Below are 17,158 nucleotides of genomic sequence, written 5' to 3' on the forward strand. Positions count from 1 at the left end.
CCTTAATATGAGCATAGATGGAAAATTTCAGGGGTAGAGGTCATATGTGGAAAATAAAACCGCCGATTTTCCATTTTTACCCCTTTAATATAAACATAGATGGAAAATCTTTCCATTCCATAGGGGTGATATATGGAAACTTTTCCATCTAACCAACTGTTAGAAGGACCGACGGGGTTAAACCTCTGGTGGGGAACCAGTAATGATTGTTAAGGGGCGCACAAGTTGAGTAAAAGTTGTTTGAGTGGTAATCTTAAAATCCCGGCGGCATAACGGAGTTGATGGCGACCGGGATTTTAAGATTACCGCAACGTTGAAAGGTACTAATTGAATTTTTTTGTGCGGGGCGACTGGAACAGCGTCACGTAGAAACTGTGCGATGCGGGGAAGCACACAATGGAGTCGAACTTGAAGCGCCCCCGTCGCTCCAAGTTCTAACAATGGCATGCAGCTGACCGGGTTGACATTGGATTGATTCAGGCGAAGCTGGCCGCCCGGCAGCTGATGCCTGTTACGTTGGGAACAGAAAATGAAACACATAATCATAGCGACAATTTTAGCTGTCTCAGGATGCACGCACGGTTCTGCCGAGAACATCTATAAGGACAAGTTTATAACAAAACCTGTTCGGATTATGGTTGAGGCGTTCCTGAATAATGACTTGTCAGCGTATCGTAATTCCATGGAGCCGCAGTACTTCGAGAGACGAAGTCAAAGCGATGTGAATATTGAGCTGGATGCAGGAGTACAAACATTTGACCAATGGTTTAAAGGTGCAAAGGTCAGCGATTTTATTTTTACTGTAGAGGATGTCAGGCTTCCTGCTAAACTGAAGCCAAGCTATAAAGAGGTTTCATATGGGTTACGTGGCAAAGAAGCCAGACTTCGCTTGTTAGTTCATTTGGAGAACAATGAATGGAAAATAGCGGACCCTACGCATCCCCACGAAGCTTACGAAAAATAAATCCCCAAATCGGGTAAAGGGGAGTGTCTAGCTCCCCCTCCCCACACCACCGGACATGCGGGTCCGCATCCGGCGGTTCGAAAGGCATCGGCCGACTCTATTGAGCCGGATAATGTATCCGAGACCATTGTTCGTGAACCGCTCCCTTCGGTCACTATTTCCTTCGGAAATTATCTTCGCTGCGCTTCGGGAGACTGATTAACCCTTGCTCGGCAAGCCAGTCGTTTCCCATACCCATATTGGTTGCCAGCGTGCGTGCCAGCTTCCAATACGCCTTGCGGCTGCTAACGACCATTTTGATCTGCCGAATATTAACGTTCAGCTTGAGCAGTTCGCGGAACCGCTTTGCAGGTCGCTTCCACATCTTCCAGTAGCACATCCGCACGCGGCGGCGTATCCATTGGTCGAGCAGTGGAATGGGTTGGTAGTATTCGCTGATACCGAAGTATCCGATCCAGCCGCGCATATACTGCCGCAGTTTCTTCAGTCGGTACGCCATCGAAACACCCCAGCTTCGGCCGGTGAGTTCCTTGATGCGCCGCTTGAACTCCTTTTCGGACTTTTGGCTCCATCGAATCCGTCCATGTTTGATCTGGAACCCGAGGAATGTGCATTCGTCCAGAGACGCGACTTTGCTTTTGGTCTCATTGACCGTCAGCTTCAGCCTGCGTTCCAGAAAGTTCCGAACATTGAAAAACACCCGCTCGCCCGCGCGTTGCGATTTCACCAAGATGATGAAGTCGTCGGCGTAGCGCACGAATTTGTGTCCCCGCCGTTCGAGTTCCTGATCGAGCTCGTCGAGCAGGATGTTTGCTAAGAGCGGAGAAAGGGGGCCGCCCTGCGGCACGCCCTGACGTGTTGGCTCCCAACGCCCGTCATGCATCACCTCCGCCGTTAGATATTTCCTGATCAGTCTCAACACGCCCTTGTCCTTCACCCGCTTTTCCACGCAGTGCATCAGCACGTCGTGGTTGACGGTGTCGAAAAACTTCGAGAGGTCGGCATCGACCGCAACCCGGTGTCCTGAGCGGAACAGCTTCTTCACCTGCCGCACCGCGTCGTGCGCGGATCGTCCGGGCCGAAAGCCGTAGCTCGATTCCGAAAAGTGCGGATCGAAGATCGGGGTCAACACCTGCGCAATCGCCTGTTGGATCAGGCGGTCGAGCACCGTCGGAATTCCCAGCGGGCGGCGCGTGCCGTCCGGCTTGGGAATCAGCACACGGCGCACCGGGCGCGGGCAGTATCTCCCGTTTTCCAAGGTTGAGCGAATCGCTTCCCAGTTCCGGCGGATAAACCCGGCCGCGTCAGAAATAGACATGCCGTCCACGCCCGCCGCGCCCTTGTTTGCCTTCACCCGCGCCCATGCTCGCTGCATGTTCTCACTGCAAAGAATCTGCTCCAGTAGTTCATCTTGCGGGCTCGCTTCGTCCGCTGTGCCGGATGCATCTTCTCCGCCGGACGGCATCATCGAAGGTTCCAGATCACAGCGGGGGCTTGCCCGCTCCTTTCGTTCCGGCCTTCCCGACAGGTCATCGGTACTATGCCGTCTGCTGACTCCTGCCGCATCATCGCCGCCATTACTGACGCCGACGCTCTCCGTTGCCGAAGCGCATGTGCCGCAGGTCTCCCCGGATAAGAACGCAAACTTCAACTGCACAACCGCCGCATTTACCGTAGAGGCACTGCCCCGGACTTCGGTTTGCTGGGCAACCTCATCCGCCTCCTCAGCCTTATATGCGATTTCTGTTCGTCGGCTCACAGTCTTGAACTCCATCTTCCTCCCCACGACTCCTCACGAAGCCGCAGTTGATTTCGTCTAGCGCTTCAGCTATCGTCAAACTCCGTGAAAGAGATTAACAACAGCCGGGCTACGCGCAGGGGACTCGAACCCCGTCAGTCTACGCTCATGCCAGGCGTACCCACTGCATTCACTCTATCGCAGGCTCCGCCCGCTCAGAGTGACGCGAAGCGTTACGCTGGGGTCAGCAAGAAATATGAGAATTGTTTTATTAGTGATAATCGCTCTGTTTAATTCAGGTTGCGCATCAATGATCGTGCATGAATATGGTCGTCAGATTGAATTTAAGCGTGCATCTGGGATTGTCTGCTGGGAAAATGGAGACGTCGGCATCCAGGAACAAACAATAAACAGGTGCGATGGATTCATAACACGTGAGCCTAAAATCATTTCAACTCAGTACTGTTTATTAACAAAGAATGACCTCTCCATATTCAACAGAGAAACGAACAGCTCGGGACGTGTAATCATTTATTTATCACCTGAGTTCTCAAAAAACTCTATTAACAACAATTCTGAGCGGGCAACGCAAACAGAACTAGCACTATCAAAAGACAGCTCACAAGAAGTAGCAGGAGTGACGCTTGCAGAAAGAAACCTAACAAGACCTATACCATACCCCGACAAGAAATCAGATGTATCCATATCGTTCGAGAAAGCCAGAAGATACGGCAGAGTAAAAAAAAGAAGTATTGCCGGGAAAATTCAACATCCTATTTTATTTCTACCTGCTCTTGTTACGGATGTTGTTTTGACACCTGTTTATATTATAGCCGTTCCAGTAACCATAATAACGCAAATGGGTGATGTGTAAAAATCACCCCAACCATCGGCTTCACTCTATCGCCGCCTCCGGCGGCTCAGAGAGAGCCGGGACGTTCAGCACAGAAAGGGAATAACATGATCGTAAACACACTGTCAGCATGCATCGCCACAGAGAAAGTTGCCGAATCACGTGATTTCTACGTGAAACATTTCGATGCCAAAGTCACCTTTGACTGTGGGTGGTACGTCAATTTGCAGTTTGGGAAAGAAACCTCCGAGCTTCAGTTTATGGCGCCCCAGGATCCATCACCCCCAGCCTGCAATCCCGCCGGACTGATTTATAACTTCTCTGTTGATGATGTTGATGCTGAGTACCGGCGTTTGACAAAAGCTGGATTAATCCCGGTTATGCCACTTGAGGAGCATCCCTGGGGGGATCGTGGTTTTTCGATTCCCGATCCTAATGGGGTCTGCCTCTACATCTATTCCGACAGAGAACCATCCGAAGAATTTAAACAGTACTGCAAAAACTAGCCGAGCCAGCGCGTGAACCCTGGTCGGAAAGGTGCACCATCTTTTTATTTCCCGAGCGGGTAACACATAACTTTCTGCTGAGAAAAAGTATATTAAATGGAAATAGTAGCACTGTTATTGGCCATTGTCGGATGGAGCGCCAGCCTGGTTGGAGGTATTTGGTTCTGAGTTGAAAGTTTTCGGAAAAGCATCTGGTGGGGACAGGGGTGCTTAAGGTCAGGAAATGAAACAAAAGCATCAACAAATAATGTGCAATATATTTGATGCTGCAAAGCAAATGCAGGAAAAGGCATGGTCTGTCATTGAAGAAACCAGTGTGGTCAATCACTGGTCTTCAATTGGAGCGACGATTAATTTAGTGGGTTCTCTTAAGACCGGGTTGCTCATAAACAATCGGGATATTGATTTTCACATCTATACGAGTCCTTTCAAGCTTTCCGACAGCTTTCTCGCGATGTCTAAACTCGCAGAAAGCAAGCGAATCAAATCTGTTAGCTACTCGAACCTGCTTGAATCCGAAGATAAGTGTATTGAGTGGCATGCAATATATGAAGATCAAGATGGAGATTCTTGGAAAATGGATATGATTCACATTTTAAACGAATCTCCCTTCGCCGGTTATTTTGAAAATGTGGCTGACCGCATTTTGAAGGTTCTGACTCCAGAAACGCGCAAGGCAATTCTCCGGATAAAAAATGCTGTTCCAGATGATCGAGAAGTGATGTCGATCCAGATATATAAAGCTGTAATTGAAGATGGTATTCGTGATTTAGATTCGTTTTGGCGGTGGGAAAAAAAGAATCCAAGTGAAGGTATTATCACATGGGTACCGTGAAAAAAGGCTTAATCCGCGCGCATACGCTATCGAGGACTCCGCTCACTTAGAGTAACGTGAATCGTTGGCACCACAATACAGGGGAGTGGTCTTTTGAGAAAAGTATTAATGAGTGCCTGCCTTCTAGGGAAAAAGGTTCGATACGATGGCGGGAGCCTTTCAGTGAATAATCAGGTTTTAGAGAGGTGGATATCTGAAGGCCGGATTGTTTCCGTTTGCCCCGAAGTTGAAGCGGGAATGAGCATTCCAAGGAAACCTGCGGAGATTGTTGATGGAAGCGGGAACAGGGTATTAGACGGCAAAACCGATGTTGTTGAAAAGGGCGGCAATATGGTGAGCGATGGTTTTATTGCAGGTGCTTCTGTTGCCCTGGAATTGTGCAAAAAGTTTAATATTGAAATAGCAATACTGGCCGAGTCGAGTCCTTCTTGTGGAAGTTCATTGATCTATGACGGTAGCTTTTCAGGTCACCGAATTCCCGGCATGGGCGTTACAGCAGCGTTACTGCGCAGGCATGGTATTCAAGTGTTTAACCAGTATGAGATAGCAGATGCTAACAAGGCCATCCATGCGACAAGTGCGTAATGGTGCTATCTGGCATCGAAAATATGGATCAAATAGAAAACATTTTAATCGGCAGTTTATTCCTGACAGTCTACGGCTGGCGGATTGCCAGACCGTATCTGTTTTACCGAGATGTTGTGTCTGGAGCCATAACCTGTGATGCCACCGGATATATCCTGACTCAGGGAGTCATCAGTGGTGGAGTTGCGATCTACTGGATCTCCCAAATCGGATTGATTTCAGTTGCAGACTGGCTGATCATGTTTGCCTTTTTATCGATGGCGGTCCTTTCATTTTACTTTGGTATCAAAGCTTGGTGGTGGAATAAAAATAAAATGAAAATCGAACCAGGCAATCGAGAGATACGGGCTTAAGCGCAGCCAAATAATTTCCGAAGGAAATAACGAAGAGGTTCAACCCCGGCGGAAAAATCAACCGGGAACTGCTCTTCAAAAAAAGGGGGCATCGAGTGCGGTAATCAAACGGCGCTCATCATCGAAAAAAAGTCGGAACGTATCCGGTTTTCTTAATGTTGAGGTTCGCTGCAGCATTTCTTTTTTCGAGGTAAAACAGACCGAATCAGAAGCGCAGTAAGAAATGCAGCACAGATGTGCTCAAAGATCCCGGCGCTGGTTGCGTGATGCTCAACATGATCAACGACCATATCGATGGATAAGATTCGATTGAGCAGCCATCCGGCAATCAAGGAGCATCCTGCCAGTGTGGTCAGATAGATGATGACTGCTTTTTTTCCCATGGATTTAAAAACTGTGGTGATAGTGGCGGCATTGGTCGCCGGTCCGGTGATGAGAAAAACCAATCCTGCCCCCGGAGAAAGACCGGCTCCGATCATTGCTAATGCTATAGGAATCGATCCGGTGGAGCAGACATAAAGCGGAATGCCGAGTCCCATCACAGCCAGCATGGAAAGCCATTCCGAGTTCAGATAGCGGGTGAACAGATCTTCCGGGACCAGTGCACCCAGCAGGCCGGAAACCAGAATTCCGATCAGCAGTGCGCGTCCGATATCGCGCGGGAGCGTTCCAAACCCGTATGTAAACACCTGTTTCCAGCGAACCGTTTTGGGAACTGGATTGCAGGATGGGCAATGTTCATCGCAGGCCTCATGAGGAGATTCGTCCTGTGCAGATGAAAAAGCCTCGACGGAAGCTCCGCAGATACATCCGGTAATAAAAGCGACGACTGTTCGGAAAACGGCAAACAGCGGTCCGAGCAATCCCCATGTGGCGGCAATGCTGTCCACTCCCGTCTGGGGAGTGGAGGTGAGAAATGAGACCGTCGCCCCGCGGGTTGCACCGTGTTTGCTCAGGGATGCGGAAAGCGGAATCACACTGCAGGAACAGAGAGGAATCGGAACCCCCAGCAGGGATGCTTTAATGATCTGTTTAAATCCGCGTTTGCCAAGATGGGTTTCAATAAATGTGACCGGCACAAAGGCTGCGAGGATTCCCGCAACCAGGAATCCGAGCAGAAGATAAGGGGCCATTATTGCCATGACAGCCCAAGACTTAGAGATTATGCTCAGCATCGCTTCCATAGGGAGGAGTACCTCAAAAATTTCTGAATCACTTGACTCAGGTCAATGTTCTCAGTTCAAAAATGAGCATAATCCTCAGCATTGAAAGCGCAAACTATAAATCGAAAGGAAATACGATGAGCATGTTCTGTTACCAATGTGAACAAACCGCCCAGTGCAGCGGATGCACCAGCTTCGGCGTGTGCGGAAAAGATCCGGAAACCGCCGCGCTTCAGGATCTGCTGGTCGATGTGTGTAAACAGATCGCCGTCAAGGCACAGGCGGGCGGGCGGAGCCGTGAAGCCGACCTGTTTGTGATGGAAGGGCTTTTCACCACTGTTACCAATGTGAACTTTGATCCGGATGATATTGCAATGGTGATCCGCCGCGGCGCGAAGCTGTGCGACTTTGAACCCGCTGCCGACATGGATGGTCTGGTGAAACAGGGCGAGGCCGTTGGTATTGAAAGCCGCAAGAACACCCTCGGCGATGATATTACCGGTCTGCAGGAACTGATTCTGTACGGTCTCAAAGGGATGGCCGCTTATGCCGATCACGCCTACATCCTCGGCAAGGAAGACGACTCTGTGTTCGCGTTTTTCCACGAAGCACTGGCCTCACTCAAACAGGATACTCCGACCGTTGACGCGCTGTTCAGCCTCGCCATGAAAGTGGGTGAAGTCAACCTGACCGTCATGGGTCTGCTCGACGAAGCCAACACCGGCACCTACGGCCATCCCGTACCGACTCCGGTCAATATCAACGCGGTTAAAGGCAAAGCCATTCTGATTTCCGGCCACGACCTCAAAGATCTGGCCCTGCTGCTGGAGCAGACCGAAGGCAAAGGCATTAACATCTACACCCACGGTGAAATGCTCCCGTGCCACGGCTATCCGGAACTGAAAAAATACAAGCACCTCGTCGGTAACTACGGCGGTGCCTGGCAGGATCAGCGCGCTGAATTCGAGGCCTTCCCCGGTGCGATTCTGATGACCACCAACTGCATCCAGAAGCCGAAGGAAAACTACAAAGCCCGCATTTTCACCTGCGGTCTTGTCCAGTGGCCCGGCGTACAGCACATCGATAACGGCGATTTCTCACCGGTCATCGAAGCCGCGCTGGAAGCCCCCGGATTCCCGGAAACCGAGCCCGAAAAAAACATCATGGTCGGCTTCGGTCATAATGCGGTAATGAGCGTGGCCCCGACGGTTATCGACGCGGTGAAAAGCGGAGCGCTCAAGCACTTCTTCCTGATCGGTGGATGCGACGGCGCCAAGAGCGGACGCAACTATTACACCGACTTCGCAGAAGCTGTGCCGGACGACTGCGCAATCCTCACGCTGGCCTGTGGAAAATACCGTTTCAACAAGCTGGAGTTCGGCGAGATCGGCGGCATTCCGCGCCTGCTCGACATCGGGCAGTGCAACGACGCCTTCAGTGCCATCCAGATTGCCATCGCACTGGCCGGCGCCTTTGACTGCGGCGTCAACGATCTGCCGCTGTCGATGATCCTGTCGTGGTACGAGCAGAAAGCCATCTGCATCCTGCTGACGCTGCTGCACCTCGGCATCAAAGACATCAAAGTCGGACCGAGCCTGCCAGCGTTCATTACGCCTCCTGTGCTCAACGTGCTGGTTGAGAAATTCAACATCGCACCGACCACCACTGCCGAAGCCGACCTGGCGCAGTGTCTGGGCAACTAAAGATTCCGCGCAATGGAAGGACCGGTACAGGGGTGCACTGTCACCTCTGTGCCGGGTTTTTTCAAAGGAAAGGCTGATATGTATCAGGAATCCGTTGACGCAGCTGTCCAGCTCGGTGTGAAAAAGACGGTTTTTTTGAAGAACAATCCACTGGGTTACTTTATCGCCTCTATGCTGGCGGGCCTCTATGTGGGCCTCGGCACTATTCTGATTTTTTCGGTCGGAGCACCGTTCGATCAGGCGGACAGTCCGGCGGTTAAACTGGTGATGGGGGTCTCGTTCGCAATCGCCTTAACGCTGGTGGTCTTTGCTGGATCGGAACTGTTTACGGGAAATACCATGTATCTGACGTTTTCCGGTCTGGCCCGGAAGACCCGCATCCGTGACCTGCTGAACATCTGGACGGTTTCATGGATCGGGAACCTCCTCGGTTCGCTGGCATTGGCCTGGCTGGTGGTGTTTTCCGGCAGTATCGATCATGCGTTTCCAATGATTGGAAAAGTGACCGCGGCCAAAATGAGTGTGGAACCCGGTGCCCTGGTCGCGCGCGGCCTGCTGTGCAACCTGCTGGTCTGTCTGGCGCTTTGGACTGCAGGGCGCACGCGTTCAGACGCTGCGAAAATCATGCTGATCGGACTTTGCCTGTTTGCATTTATCGGATCCGGCTTTGAGCACAGCATCGCCAATATGTCCCTGTTGGCCATGGGGTTATTTGCCCATGCGGGCGATGGCATCAACTGGGGCGGATATTTTTACAACCTGCTCTGGGTTACGTTCGGGAACATTCTCGGCGGCGCAGTGGTGCTGGCCGGGGCATATCATTTGGCATCACGAAACCGCTGAGGCACTGAAGGAGACTCACCATGATACAAAAAGAAAAGCTGGTGATCGTAGGCAACGGAATGGCTGCGGGAAAACTAGTCGAAGAAATTTTAAGCCGCTCCCCGGAGCAATACGCCATCACCGTCATTGGCGATGAACCGTGCGGAAACTACAACCGCATCAAACTGGTCATAAAACTCAAAGAGCCGGATCTGCCGGATTTCTTTCTGAACACTCCGGAATGGTACGCAGACAACGGGGTCGAAGCGCTGCTCGGACAAGCGGTTTCAGTCATCGACCGCGCCGCAAAATCTGTGACGCTCGCAGACGGCCGGATCGTCTCCTACGACAAGCTGGTGCTGGCTACCGGTTCTCATCCGTTCATTCCGCCGATGACCGGCCTGGACCTGCCCGGCGTCTTCGCCCTGCGCAAACTGGAGGATGTCGGTCACATCCGAACTTTTCTGAAAGACAAAAGCCATACCATCGTGCTGGGCGGTGGCCTGCTGGGTCTGGAACTGGCGCTGATGCTGCGGCTGATTGGCAAGCAGGTGACCGTTTCGCACCTGATGCCGTCATTGATGGAGCTGCAGCTTCCCGAGGAGGCCGGCAACTATCTCAAGCGTCATCTCGAAGAGCTGGGCGTCAACTTTGTGATGGGCACCTACATCACGGATCTTCTCGGCTCGACGGCCGGGGTGGAGGAAGTCCGCTTTAAAGACGGATCGTCTATCAAAACCGACGCCGTCTTTTTCAACTGCGGCATCCGTCCGAACAAGGATTTGGCCGAGCAGGCCGGACTGGTCTTCAACAAAGGAATTGCGGTCAACGACCGTCTGCAGACCAGCGATCCGTTCATTTACGCTTGCGGCGAGTGCATCGAATTCAAAGGCGAGACGTGGGGACTCGTTGCGCCGGTCTATGAACAGTCCCGGACGCTGGCTGCTGTCCTGTGCGGCGAACAGGTCGCTTATGCCCCGTCGGCCCCTGTGCCCGCCCGCCTGAAATCCGACATCCCGGTTATCAGCATGGGACGTTTTAAACCCGAACCCGGCGATGAAGTTTCGCACTATACGGACCCGCACGGTGCGGTCTATAAACAGCTCATCATTCAGGACGAACGGATCAAAGGAGCGGTACTCGTTGGGGAGGACCTCAACGCGGATGCCATCGAACTGCATTACAGCGCCAAAATTCCCGTTCCCGCCCGCCGCGCCGACCTGCTCTTTCCCGGAGCCCGCGCCGGTGACGCCATCATGGACGGATCAAATATTCCGGATGACGCGCAGGTCTGCGACTGCAATGGTGTCTGCGCCGGAAAAATCCGCAAGGCCATCGCGAACGGCAGCGATACGCTCTATAAGGTAATGCTCAACACCCGGGCCGGCACCGGTTGCGGAAACTGCAAAAACAAGCTCAAGGCGCTTCTCATCTCCGAAGTGGGCGAGCTTCGGGAAGATCCGGCTGAAAAATATTATGCCGCCGGTGTCCCGATGGATCGTGAGGAACTCACTGCATTTATCCGCGCGAACAGCCTGCGCTCCGTGTCGCAGGTGCTGCATTCAGTGCCGAATGCAGTGGACGACTCCAAAACCCGCATGGCGCTCGACTATCTTCTGGATTACATCTGGAGCTCCGACTATGTCCTCGAAGAGGATTCGCGCTGTGCCAACGACCGTTACTCCGGAAATATTCAGAAGGACGGCCGCTTCAGCGTCATTCCCAACATGGCCGGAGGCCAGACGACCAGTGCTCATCTGCGGGCCATTGCTGACGTGGCCGACAAATACGGCGCACTCATCAAAGTCACCGGTGCCGATCGCATCGGACTCTATTCCGTCGATAAAACCGACCTGAAAAACGTCTGGGACGAGTTGCAGATGGGGTCCGGCCACGCCTTCACCAAATGCTTCCGTGCCTGCAAAGCCTGCGTGGGTTCCACCCACTGCCGCTTCGGGCTGAAAGACTCCCTTGAACTCGGCCGCGTACTCGGAGAACGCTATCGCGGACTGCGTTCACCCGCCAAAGTCAAAATGGGTGTTTCCGGCTGTCCGCGCAACTGCTCCGAAGCCACCATCAAAGATTTCGGCGTGGTCGCCGTTGAAGGTGGATGGGATATTTTCATCGGCGGCAACGGCGGCGCTCAGGTGTACGTCGCGCAGAAAATCGCGCAGGTCAAAACCGACGACGAAGTGATCCGTATCGCCGACCGTTTCTACGAATATTACTGCCGGAACGCCAAATACGGAGAACGCAGTGCTCATTTTATCGAGCGGGTCGGTCTTAAAACCGTTGTCGATGCCATCCTCCACGCACCGGAAGAAGAACTGTGCGAGCTCGAAACCCGTTTTGCACAGCTTCGCGAAAACTACAAGGATCCGTGGGAGAATCTCACAGACACAATGGGAGCAGGTATGGAACCGATCCAACCGGAAACCGATGATGGATTTACACAAATCGCGCTCGTCGAAGACATGCCGCCCGGCACGTCACAGGAAATCGTGATCAGCAATCATCCGGTCGCGGTCTTTCATACCCGCGACGACCAGTGGATCGCCACCGACGGACGCTGTCCCCATGAGCAGGGTCCGCTGATCGACTGCATCATCGGTAACGGCCGTCTCACCTGTCCCATCCACAGCTATTCCTTTGATATTAAAACAGGCGCCTGTGACAACCCCGACATTGATCCGCTCAGAATCTATACCATCGAGTTTCGAAATGGCCGGGTTCTGGTGAAGCCGCAAATCGCCGACATAGGAAGAGGGGTTGTGAAATGACACCTCTGTCCCGGAGGTGGGAACGGCCGGAGGTGGTGGCTACACTCTCTGCGACATCGCCGAATGATAAACTGATGCAGTTTGCGGAGAAGGAGCTCGGTCGAAGCATTGATCCGTGTTTGCTCGATATCGGCTGCGGAGCAGGGTGTAACGCCGTTCCGCTGGCAGGCCGCGGCTGGAATGTACTTGGGCTTGACCTGTCGGATCCCATGCTCGAAGCGGCGCGGCGGCGTGCACAGCAGGAGGGTCTGACCGAACGCCTTCGGTTTCAATCGGCTTCTATGGATCGGCTGCCTCTGGCGGATCAGAGCTTCGATTTTATTGTGGCTCACGGGATCTGGAACCTGGCCCGTTCCGTCGCTGAGTTTCGGACGGCGGTCAGCGAGGCCGCGCGCGTCGCGCGACCGGGAGCGCCGCTTTTTGTGTTTACGTTCTCCCGCAACACACTGCCGGAGGATGCGGAGCCTGTTTTGGGAGAGCAGTTTGTGTTTACCCAGTTTGCCGGCGAACCGCAGTGTTTTTTAACGGAAGCGCAGCTGGTTGAAGAGTTGGAGGCTGTCGGGTTTATCCGGGAGCCGGGCGAATCGATAACCGAATATAATCGGAGAAAATGCGGTGAATTGCAGTCCGGCGGCGCTCCGGTTCTGTATGAGGGAATTTTCAGGAGATGTTAATCATCAAGCAGGCTTGCGGTTGCTTCGGCGGTTTGTTTGTCGATGCGAATCAGTACGAGGCATTGTTCCGTCTGTTCGCTTTCGACGGTCGGATCTCCGGCGCAGGCGCAGCCCGGCGTGCGGGAGGTATAAAAAATCTGTGTTTTGATCTCGATAGCTCCGGGAAGTTCCTGAGTGCTGAGAATCACAGCCTCAATGGAGTCGTCCAGTGCATAGCTGCCGGCCTTCAGACCCTGTTGAAGAGGCAAGGTATTGCTGTCCAGTGCAGCAATGTTTTTTTTCAGTACTGCAGCGAACTCCGGATGTCCCCATGCTTTTAATACACTTCGGAAATCGGCCATTTGTGTCTCCATTTACCGGAAGTCAGTTTCCGTTATTGAAGGGTTTTCTTAGCTCGGGTCAAGGACAGATTGTTTGAGAGGAGATAATGTTCCTTTGTCAATCAGCTTCAACCCCGGTACAAAAGTGGGTTCGATGGAAAAGACGTGCTGTTCGAAAACAGGATGGTTGCTGATGGCAGGCACGGCCCGTGTCCGCAACGATACAAAAGAGGACTTTTCAGACACAAACATGGAAAGGAGGCCAGACGCCATGAATCTCGAGATAACAAAAAGCATCCCGGTCGAAGCTGCGTTGACGAAAGCGTTTGCTGCGCACACGGACGACGAACGGGTGGTGGAATGAAGATCAAAATCAAACGTATTTACGAGGAGGCGTCTGCCGCGGACGGCTGGCGCGTTCTCGTAGACCGTCTTTGGCCGCGCGGGGTGCGCCGGGAGGAGGCGCAGCTGGATGAGTGGGCCAAAGAGGTTACGCCGAGCGATGCCCTGCGCAAATGGTACGGCCACGATCCCGGGAAATGGGACGAATTCAGCAAAAAGTATCGCGCGGAACTCGAAGAAAAAACGGATGAGCTTACGAAGCTGCTTGAAAGCTGCCCGGAAAAAACGATGACACTGCTGTTTGCGGCCAAAGACGAGACGCACAGCCATGCGGTGGTTCTCAAAGAAGTACTGGACGAACAGTTGAAACAATAAGCTTGTCCATCAGAGCGTACTCAACGTGCGGAATTCTCATTAAAACCTGTTCAGTTCATGGACACGGATCATTCTTCTGGAGAAGCCAGACGATCCAGTGTTTCGCCGAGTCTGCGCGGAATCTCGGAGGTGATGGATGTTCGCAGACTCCGCTGTGCGCGAAGAGTTGCCTGCTCAAAATTGATGTGTCCTTCCCGGCGTGAGTCATTGATCGATAGAATCAGGTTTTGTTTCCGGTCGCGGGCTTCAATCTGATAGCGATAGCGAACAAAAACCAGTGTATCGCGGTGCAGGTCTGTTGGTTGAATATCGACATTTCCGGAAAAAGTCAAAACGGCCGGATTTACCTCAGAAAATCCCATGCCGGTCAGCGCTTCGCGCAGGGCATCCCCAGCATCGCCGGACAGTTCAACAGAGAATGTTATTTTCTGCGCGGCGGCAGCGGTTTCTGCATAGAGCGTTTGCGGATCATATCCCAATGAAAACCGGTTTTGCGCACCGGGATTGATGATGTCGAGCTGCGCGAGCATTCGGTCGTTTTCCAGCGCTTTGCGTACGGCGGCACGCCGGAAGGCGTACGCTCCAACGGGACCCGGGGCCTGGTTGCTCAGGTCGGTCAGCAACTGAACATCGGAACTGTTTTCAGCGATTCGCCGGCGATAGATTGCTGAGGTTTCCGGGCGCGGAAGCAGGGCCGCGATATGAACCCGGCCGTTGTGATCCGTGAAGGTTTCTCCAAACTGGATATTCAGCAGGTTCTGGCTGGATCCGATTTGAACCTGGGTTTTAAGTTCACTGATCCGGGACAGAGATTTTTTGGTCTCTGTGGCGGTTTCAGAAAGAGACTCATTTGCCTGAATCGCGGATTCAAAAATGCGGGCAAGGCCGGCGCTCGCATTGTTTTCAGCTGCACGGCGCGTATCACCTTCGCCGATCGCGACCAGATATTGAGCCTGCGGATAAAGTTCCTGCGGTTTCAGCAGCCAGGCCGGCCGATCATTCGGAGCGGTGGCGCATCCGGCCAGCAGGAGAGCTAGGCTCAATATGCCCTGTTTCATATTCCGTATCTTTCAGTTTAAATAAAATGACTCAATCAGGTTCAGTCCCGATGTATCAATGTTCACCGTGCGAACATCGCTGTGCAGAAGCATACCGCCGGATGAAACATACTCAAATTCAATTCGATGCATGCCGGGAGTCAGTTCTGTTTCCGCCACGCAGGCGCGCGCTGGAAAAAATCTGGAAATGCGAAGGTCGGCATGTTCGGTCACACCGACTCCGGCGCCGGCCAGCAACCCTGTAAACAGGCCGTAAAGCTCACCCCACTGTTCTTCTGCTGCTCTCTGTGACTGAGCTGCAGCGATGCCTTTGGTGACTGTTCGTGTGATGGTTTTCAGATAAGTCAGGGGCTTGCGGATTTCAAACGTGGCTTCGGCGGCATTTTCGAGGCTTTCGATCGGCATCAGTGTCGGGCCCTGCTTGCCGTCGATTTTTACCCGGATCGATCCGACATGTGATCCGCGCTTAACCAGAGTCGGCAATTGAAATTTAAACGTATAGCCGGGCTCGATCCCGGGCCAGAAGAGGGTGTTTGCTCCACCGAAGCTTTGCCCTCCATAACGACGTTCCCGGGAGCCCGCAATGAAAATCTGATTCTGCTGGGTATGGATCCACAGCGTATCGGCTCGTTTCTCCGGCGACTGGCCAATCAGCCCCAGCAAAGAAACCTTAACCGTTCCGCCTGAAGGAACTTTCAGCGCATCTGAGAGGTCCGGCCCGCTGAAATTGTAGATTTCCGGAGCCAGGGCCCGTGCCTGGGCGATTTTTTTAAGGTCAATTTCTGCTTCATCCGGGCGGCCTTCCGCCCGGTAGATCAGCAGGCTCAGCCAGCGGCCCATCGCTGAATTGCGAAACCGGTTTTTTCCGACGGTGAACGGCTCTTCGAGCGCGCCGGCTTCCTCATACTCCTGCGCCACTTTCCAGTAGCGGCTTTCGAGCACTTTCAGTTTTTCATCCATGCGTCGGATTTCCACAAATGCAGGGTCGAACTGATTGAGTGCCAGATAGTTCAGCGCCTTGAAAACATTTACATAAACGGTTTCATAATCTTCACCGGCATATTCGAGCACATTATCGTTCAGCATCATGGATGCGGCAGCGCGTGTGACACTTTTTGTGAATGCCGCATCCATGGCCTGTTCGGCCTTTTCCAGGGAATCGTTGCTGGCTTTGTAATCGCCAAGATAGTGCTGCAGCATTCCGAGGTCCAGATGGTACAGCGCCCGGTCTTTGCTTTGGTAGTGCGTGAACCGGCTGTTTTCAATCTGCGTTTGAGCGGCTGAAAAATCGCCCCTCGCGAGCATTTCGTCTGTGCCCGTATACTGCGTTTTGATGGTCCACAGCGTTCCGCAGGAGCAGAAAAGAAAAAAGGATGAGATCAGAAAACATTTAGACAGGCTAACAGGATGGCGGGCTCGCCCTGTTGATCCAGTTGTCCTGTCAAAAAAAAGCATCTGGTTTTGGCTGTTTAAATTTTAAACCGCGGCTTTTTGACAAACTTTTTGATCTTCTTGGTGCCCATCCAGATTTTTTCGTTGCTCTCGATGTGAATCAGCTCCAGATCCGTTTGATAGAACTTTACCTGCTCGCGGCCTTCGGAATCGATCTGGGTTTTGATGCTTCCCTTCAACATGTAGTCCGCTCCGGTTTCGGCAGCGAGGCGCTTGGCGGTTTCTTCCGTGGAAAACTGCTGCTGTTCGACCCGCTCGCGCCGAAGCTCGCCGCGCTCGTCGGAGCTGGCGACAAACTTAACCTTGCCGCTGTTTACCAGTTCCCGTTCCAGATCTTTGATGAAGACGCCGGTTTCAAGATGTTCAGAAGTCAGGTTGCGAACCGTTCCAACAATCACCACCGGCTTTTTACCATATTTCGCGGTGTATTCATCGGCCCACGGATGGGCGAAAACATCGGCAATCATCTGTTCGGACACAAGCCGGGAGTCTGAATCGTTCCAGCGCCCGCTGAGATCAATGGTTTCATCCACCGAAATACGGTCGACCCTGGTGGCGCATCCGGCAAACCCGATAGTCATGGAAATCAGAATGGCAAAACGAAGCAGTTGTTTCATAAGACTCTCCTTTTACTT

At 52.7% G+C, this 17,158-nt stretch carries 17 protein-coding genes; 11 read left to right on the top strand and 6 right to left on the bottom strand.

The window, feature by feature from the left end; translation table 11 throughout:
• The first annotated feature begins 529 nt into the window (after nucleotides 1-529).
• Nucleotides 530-964 (top strand): hypothetical protein, encoded by a 435-nt coding sequence (locus GT409_RS05920; protein WP_160627885.1) that lies wholly within the window; start codon nucleotides 530-532, stop codon nucleotides 962-964.
• Between the two features lie 154 nt (nucleotides 965-1,118).
• Here the strand turns inward: GT409_RS05920 and ltrA are convergent, their stop codons facing one another.
• Nucleotides 1,119-2,432: a group II intron reverse transcriptase/maturase gene (ltrA, locus tag GT409_RS05925; protein ID WP_408647959.1), complete on the bottom strand. Its 1,314-nt coding sequence runs from the start codon at nucleotides 2,430-2,432 to the stop codon at nucleotides 1,119-1,121.
• 526 nt (nucleotides 2,433-2,958) lie between these two features.
• Between ltrA and GT409_RS05930 the strand changes: the two genes are divergently transcribed.
• The 5 genes from GT409_RS05930 to GT409_RS05950 all read left to right on the top strand — a co-directional run bounded on the left by GT409_RS05930 (nucleotide 2,959) and on the right by GT409_RS05950 (nucleotide 5,834).
• The gene (locus tag GT409_RS05930; protein WP_160627887.1) at nucleotides 2,959-3,576 is read left to right on the top strand and encodes a hypothetical protein; all 618 of its coding nucleotides are present in this window, start codon (nucleotides 2,959-2,961) and stop codon (nucleotides 3,574-3,576) included.
• An 86-nt stretch (nucleotides 3,577-3,662) separates the two neighbouring features.
• Nucleotides 3,663-4,061: a VOC family protein gene (locus GT409_RS05935; RefSeq protein ID WP_160627889.1), complete on the top strand. Its 399-nt coding sequence runs from the start codon at nucleotides 3,663-3,665 to the stop codon at nucleotides 4,059-4,061.
• Nucleotides 4,062-4,308: 247 nt separating this feature from the next.
• Nucleotides 4,309-4,896, top strand: a complete 588-nt coding sequence (locus GT409_RS05940; protein ID WP_160630064.1) for a phosphoglycerate mutase family protein — start codon at nucleotides 4,309-4,311, stop codon at nucleotides 4,894-4,896.
• A gap of 108 nt (nucleotides 4,897-5,004) precedes the next feature.
• Nucleotides 5,005-5,481 carry a DUF523 domain-containing protein gene (locus GT409_RS05945; RefSeq protein WP_160630065.1) on the top strand — a complete coding sequence of 159 codons (477 nt, stop codon included), beginning with the start codon at nucleotides 5,005-5,007 and terminating at the stop codon, nucleotides 5,479-5,481.
• Nucleotides 5,482-5,504: 23 nt separating this feature from the next.
• Entirely contained in the window at nucleotides 5,505-5,834 is a 330-nt protein-coding gene (locus tag GT409_RS05950; protein ID WP_160627891.1) for a hypothetical protein, read from the top strand.
• A 152-nt stretch (nucleotides 5,835-5,986) separates the two neighbouring features.
• Here GT409_RS05950 and GT409_RS05955 read toward each other — a convergent pair whose 3' ends face one another.
• Nucleotides 5,987-6,976: an SO_0444 family Cu/Zn efflux transporter gene (locus GT409_RS05955; RefSeq protein ID WP_160627893.1), complete on the bottom strand. Its 990-nt coding sequence runs from the start codon at nucleotides 6,974-6,976 to the stop codon at nucleotides 5,987-5,989.
• A 164-nt stretch (nucleotides 6,977-7,140) separates the two neighbouring features.
• Here GT409_RS05955 and hcp point away from each other — a divergent pair, with 164 nt between their 5' ends.
• The 4 genes from hcp (at nucleotide 7,141) to GT409_RS05975 (ending at nucleotide 12,976) form a co-directional block, all read left to right on the top strand.
• Entirely contained in the window at nucleotides 7,141-8,700 is a 1,560-nt protein-coding gene (hcp, locus tag GT409_RS05960; RefSeq protein ID WP_160630066.1) for a hydroxylamine reductase, read from the top strand.
• Nucleotides 8,701-8,778: 78 nt separating this feature from the next.
• Nucleotides 8,779-9,543 carry a formate/nitrite transporter family protein gene (locus GT409_RS05965; protein ID WP_160627895.1) on the top strand — a complete coding sequence of 255 codons (765 nt, stop codon included), beginning with the start codon at nucleotides 8,779-8,781 and terminating at the stop codon, nucleotides 9,541-9,543.
• A gap of 20 nt (nucleotides 9,544-9,563) precedes the next feature.
• Nucleotides 9,564-12,302, top strand: coding sequence for a nitrite reductase large subunit NirB (gene nirB, locus GT409_RS05970; RefSeq protein ID WP_160627896.1), 2,739 nt, complete (start codon nucleotides 9,564-9,566; stop codon nucleotides 12,300-12,302).
• The gene (locus tag GT409_RS05975; RefSeq protein ID WP_160627898.1) at nucleotides 12,299-12,976 is read left to right on the top strand and encodes a class I SAM-dependent methyltransferase; all 678 of its coding nucleotides are present in this window, start codon (nucleotides 12,299-12,301) and stop codon (nucleotides 12,974-12,976) included. Before nirB ends, GT409_RS05975 begins: the two co-directional genes overlap by 4 nt.
• Here the strand turns inward: GT409_RS05975 and GT409_RS05980 are convergent.
• Entirely contained in the window at nucleotides 12,973-13,317 is a 345-nt protein-coding gene (locus GT409_RS05980; RefSeq protein WP_160627900.1) for a hypothetical protein, read from the bottom strand. The genes GT409_RS05975 and GT409_RS05980 overlap by 4 nt on opposite strands.
• A gap of 339 nt (nucleotides 13,318-13,656) precedes the next feature.
• Between GT409_RS05980 and GT409_RS05985 the strand changes: the two genes are divergently transcribed.
• Complete coding sequence (locus tag GT409_RS05985; RefSeq protein ID WP_160627901.1) at nucleotides 13,657-14,013, top strand: DUF488 domain-containing protein; 357 nt, start codon at nucleotides 13,657-13,659, stop codon at nucleotides 14,011-14,013.
• 68 nt (nucleotides 14,014-14,081) lie between these two features.
• On the opposite strand, the gene GT409_RS05990 is transcribed toward GT409_RS05985, so the two are convergent.
• From GT409_RS05990 to GT409_RS06000, 3 genes are all read right to left on the bottom strand, one after another.
• Nucleotides 14,082-15,071 carry an LPP20 family lipoprotein gene (locus GT409_RS05990; RefSeq protein WP_160627903.1) on the bottom strand — a complete coding sequence of 330 codons (990 nt, stop codon included), beginning with the start codon at nucleotides 15,069-15,071 and terminating at the stop codon, nucleotides 14,082-14,084.
• Nucleotides 15,072-15,083: 12 nt separating this feature from the next.
• A complete protein-coding gene (locus GT409_RS05995) occupies nucleotides 15,084-16,376 on the bottom strand; it encodes a hypothetical protein (protein WP_160627905.1) in 1,293 nt (430 codons plus the stop codon).
• A 164-nt stretch (nucleotides 16,377-16,540) separates the two neighbouring features.
• The gene (locus GT409_RS06000; protein ID WP_160627907.1) at nucleotides 16,541-17,140 is read right to left on the bottom strand and encodes a penicillin-binding protein activator LpoB; all 600 of its coding nucleotides are present in this window, start codon (nucleotides 17,138-17,140) and stop codon (nucleotides 16,541-16,543) included.
• Nucleotides 17,141-17,158: the final 18 nt, after the last annotated feature.

Origin of the sequence: Tichowtungia aerotolerans (assembly GCF_009905215.1) — a bacterium.
Lineage (GTDB): Bacteria > Verrucomicrobiota > Kiritimatiellia > Kiritimatiellales > Tichowtungiaceae > Tichowtungia > Tichowtungia aerotolerans.

Coding starts and splice junctions, on each gene's coding strand:
- GT409_RS05920 (WP_160627885.1), top strand. CDS start 530: ATGAAACACATAATCATAGCGACAATTTTAGCTGTCTCAGGATGCACG.
- ltrA (WP_408647959.1), bottom strand. CDS start 2,432: ATGATGCCGTCCGGCGGAGAAGATGCATCCGGCACAGCGGACGAAGCG.
- GT409_RS05930 (WP_160627887.1), top strand. CDS start 2,959: ATGAGAATTGTTTTATTAGTGATAATCGCTCTGTTTAATTCAGGTTGC.
- GT409_RS05935 (WP_160627889.1), top strand. CDS start 3,663: ATGATCGTAAACACACTGTCAGCATGCATCGCCACAGAGAAAGTTGCC.
- GT409_RS05940 (WP_160630064.1), top strand. CDS start 4,309: ATGTGCAATATATTTGATGCTGCAAAGCAAATGCAGGAAAAGGCATGG.
- GT409_RS05945 (WP_160630065.1), top strand. CDS start 5,005: ATGAGTGCCTGCCTTCTAGGGAAAAAGGTTCGATACGATGGCGGGAGC.
- GT409_RS05950 (WP_160627891.1), top strand. CDS start 5,505: ATGGATCAAATAGAAAACATTTTAATCGGCAGTTTATTCCTGACAGTC.
- GT409_RS05955 (WP_160627893.1), bottom strand. CDS start 6,976: ATGGCAATAATGGCCCCTTATCTTCTGCTCGGATTCCTGGTTGCGGGA.
- hcp (WP_160630066.1), top strand. CDS start 7,141: ATGTTCTGTTACCAATGTGAACAAACCGCCCAGTGCAGCGGATGCACC.
- GT409_RS05965 (WP_160627895.1), top strand. CDS start 8,779: ATGTATCAGGAATCCGTTGACGCAGCTGTCCAGCTCGGTGTGAAAAAG.
- nirB (WP_160627896.1), top strand. CDS start 9,564: ATGATACAAAAAGAAAAGCTGGTGATCGTAGGCAACGGAATGGCTGCG.
- GT409_RS05975 (WP_160627898.1), top strand. CDS start 12,299: ATGACACCTCTGTCCCGGAGGTGGGAACGGCCGGAGGTGGTGGCTACA.
- GT409_RS05980 (WP_160627900.1), bottom strand. CDS start 13,317: ATGGCCGATTTCCGAAGTGTATTAAAAGCATGGGGACATCCGGAGTTC.
- GT409_RS05985 (WP_160627901.1), top strand. CDS start 13,657: ATGAAGATCAAAATCAAACGTATTTACGAGGAGGCGTCTGCCGCGGAC.
- GT409_RS05990 (WP_160627903.1), bottom strand. CDS start 15,071: ATGAAACAGGGCATATTGAGCCTAGCTCTCCTGCTGGCCGGATGCGCC.
- GT409_RS05995 (WP_160627905.1), bottom strand. CDS start 16,376: ATGCTCGCGAGGGGCGATTTTTCAGCCGCTCAAACGCAGATTGAAAAC.
- GT409_RS06000 (WP_160627907.1), bottom strand. CDS start 17,140: ATGAAACAACTGCTTCGTTTTGCCATTCTGATTTCCATGACTATCGGG.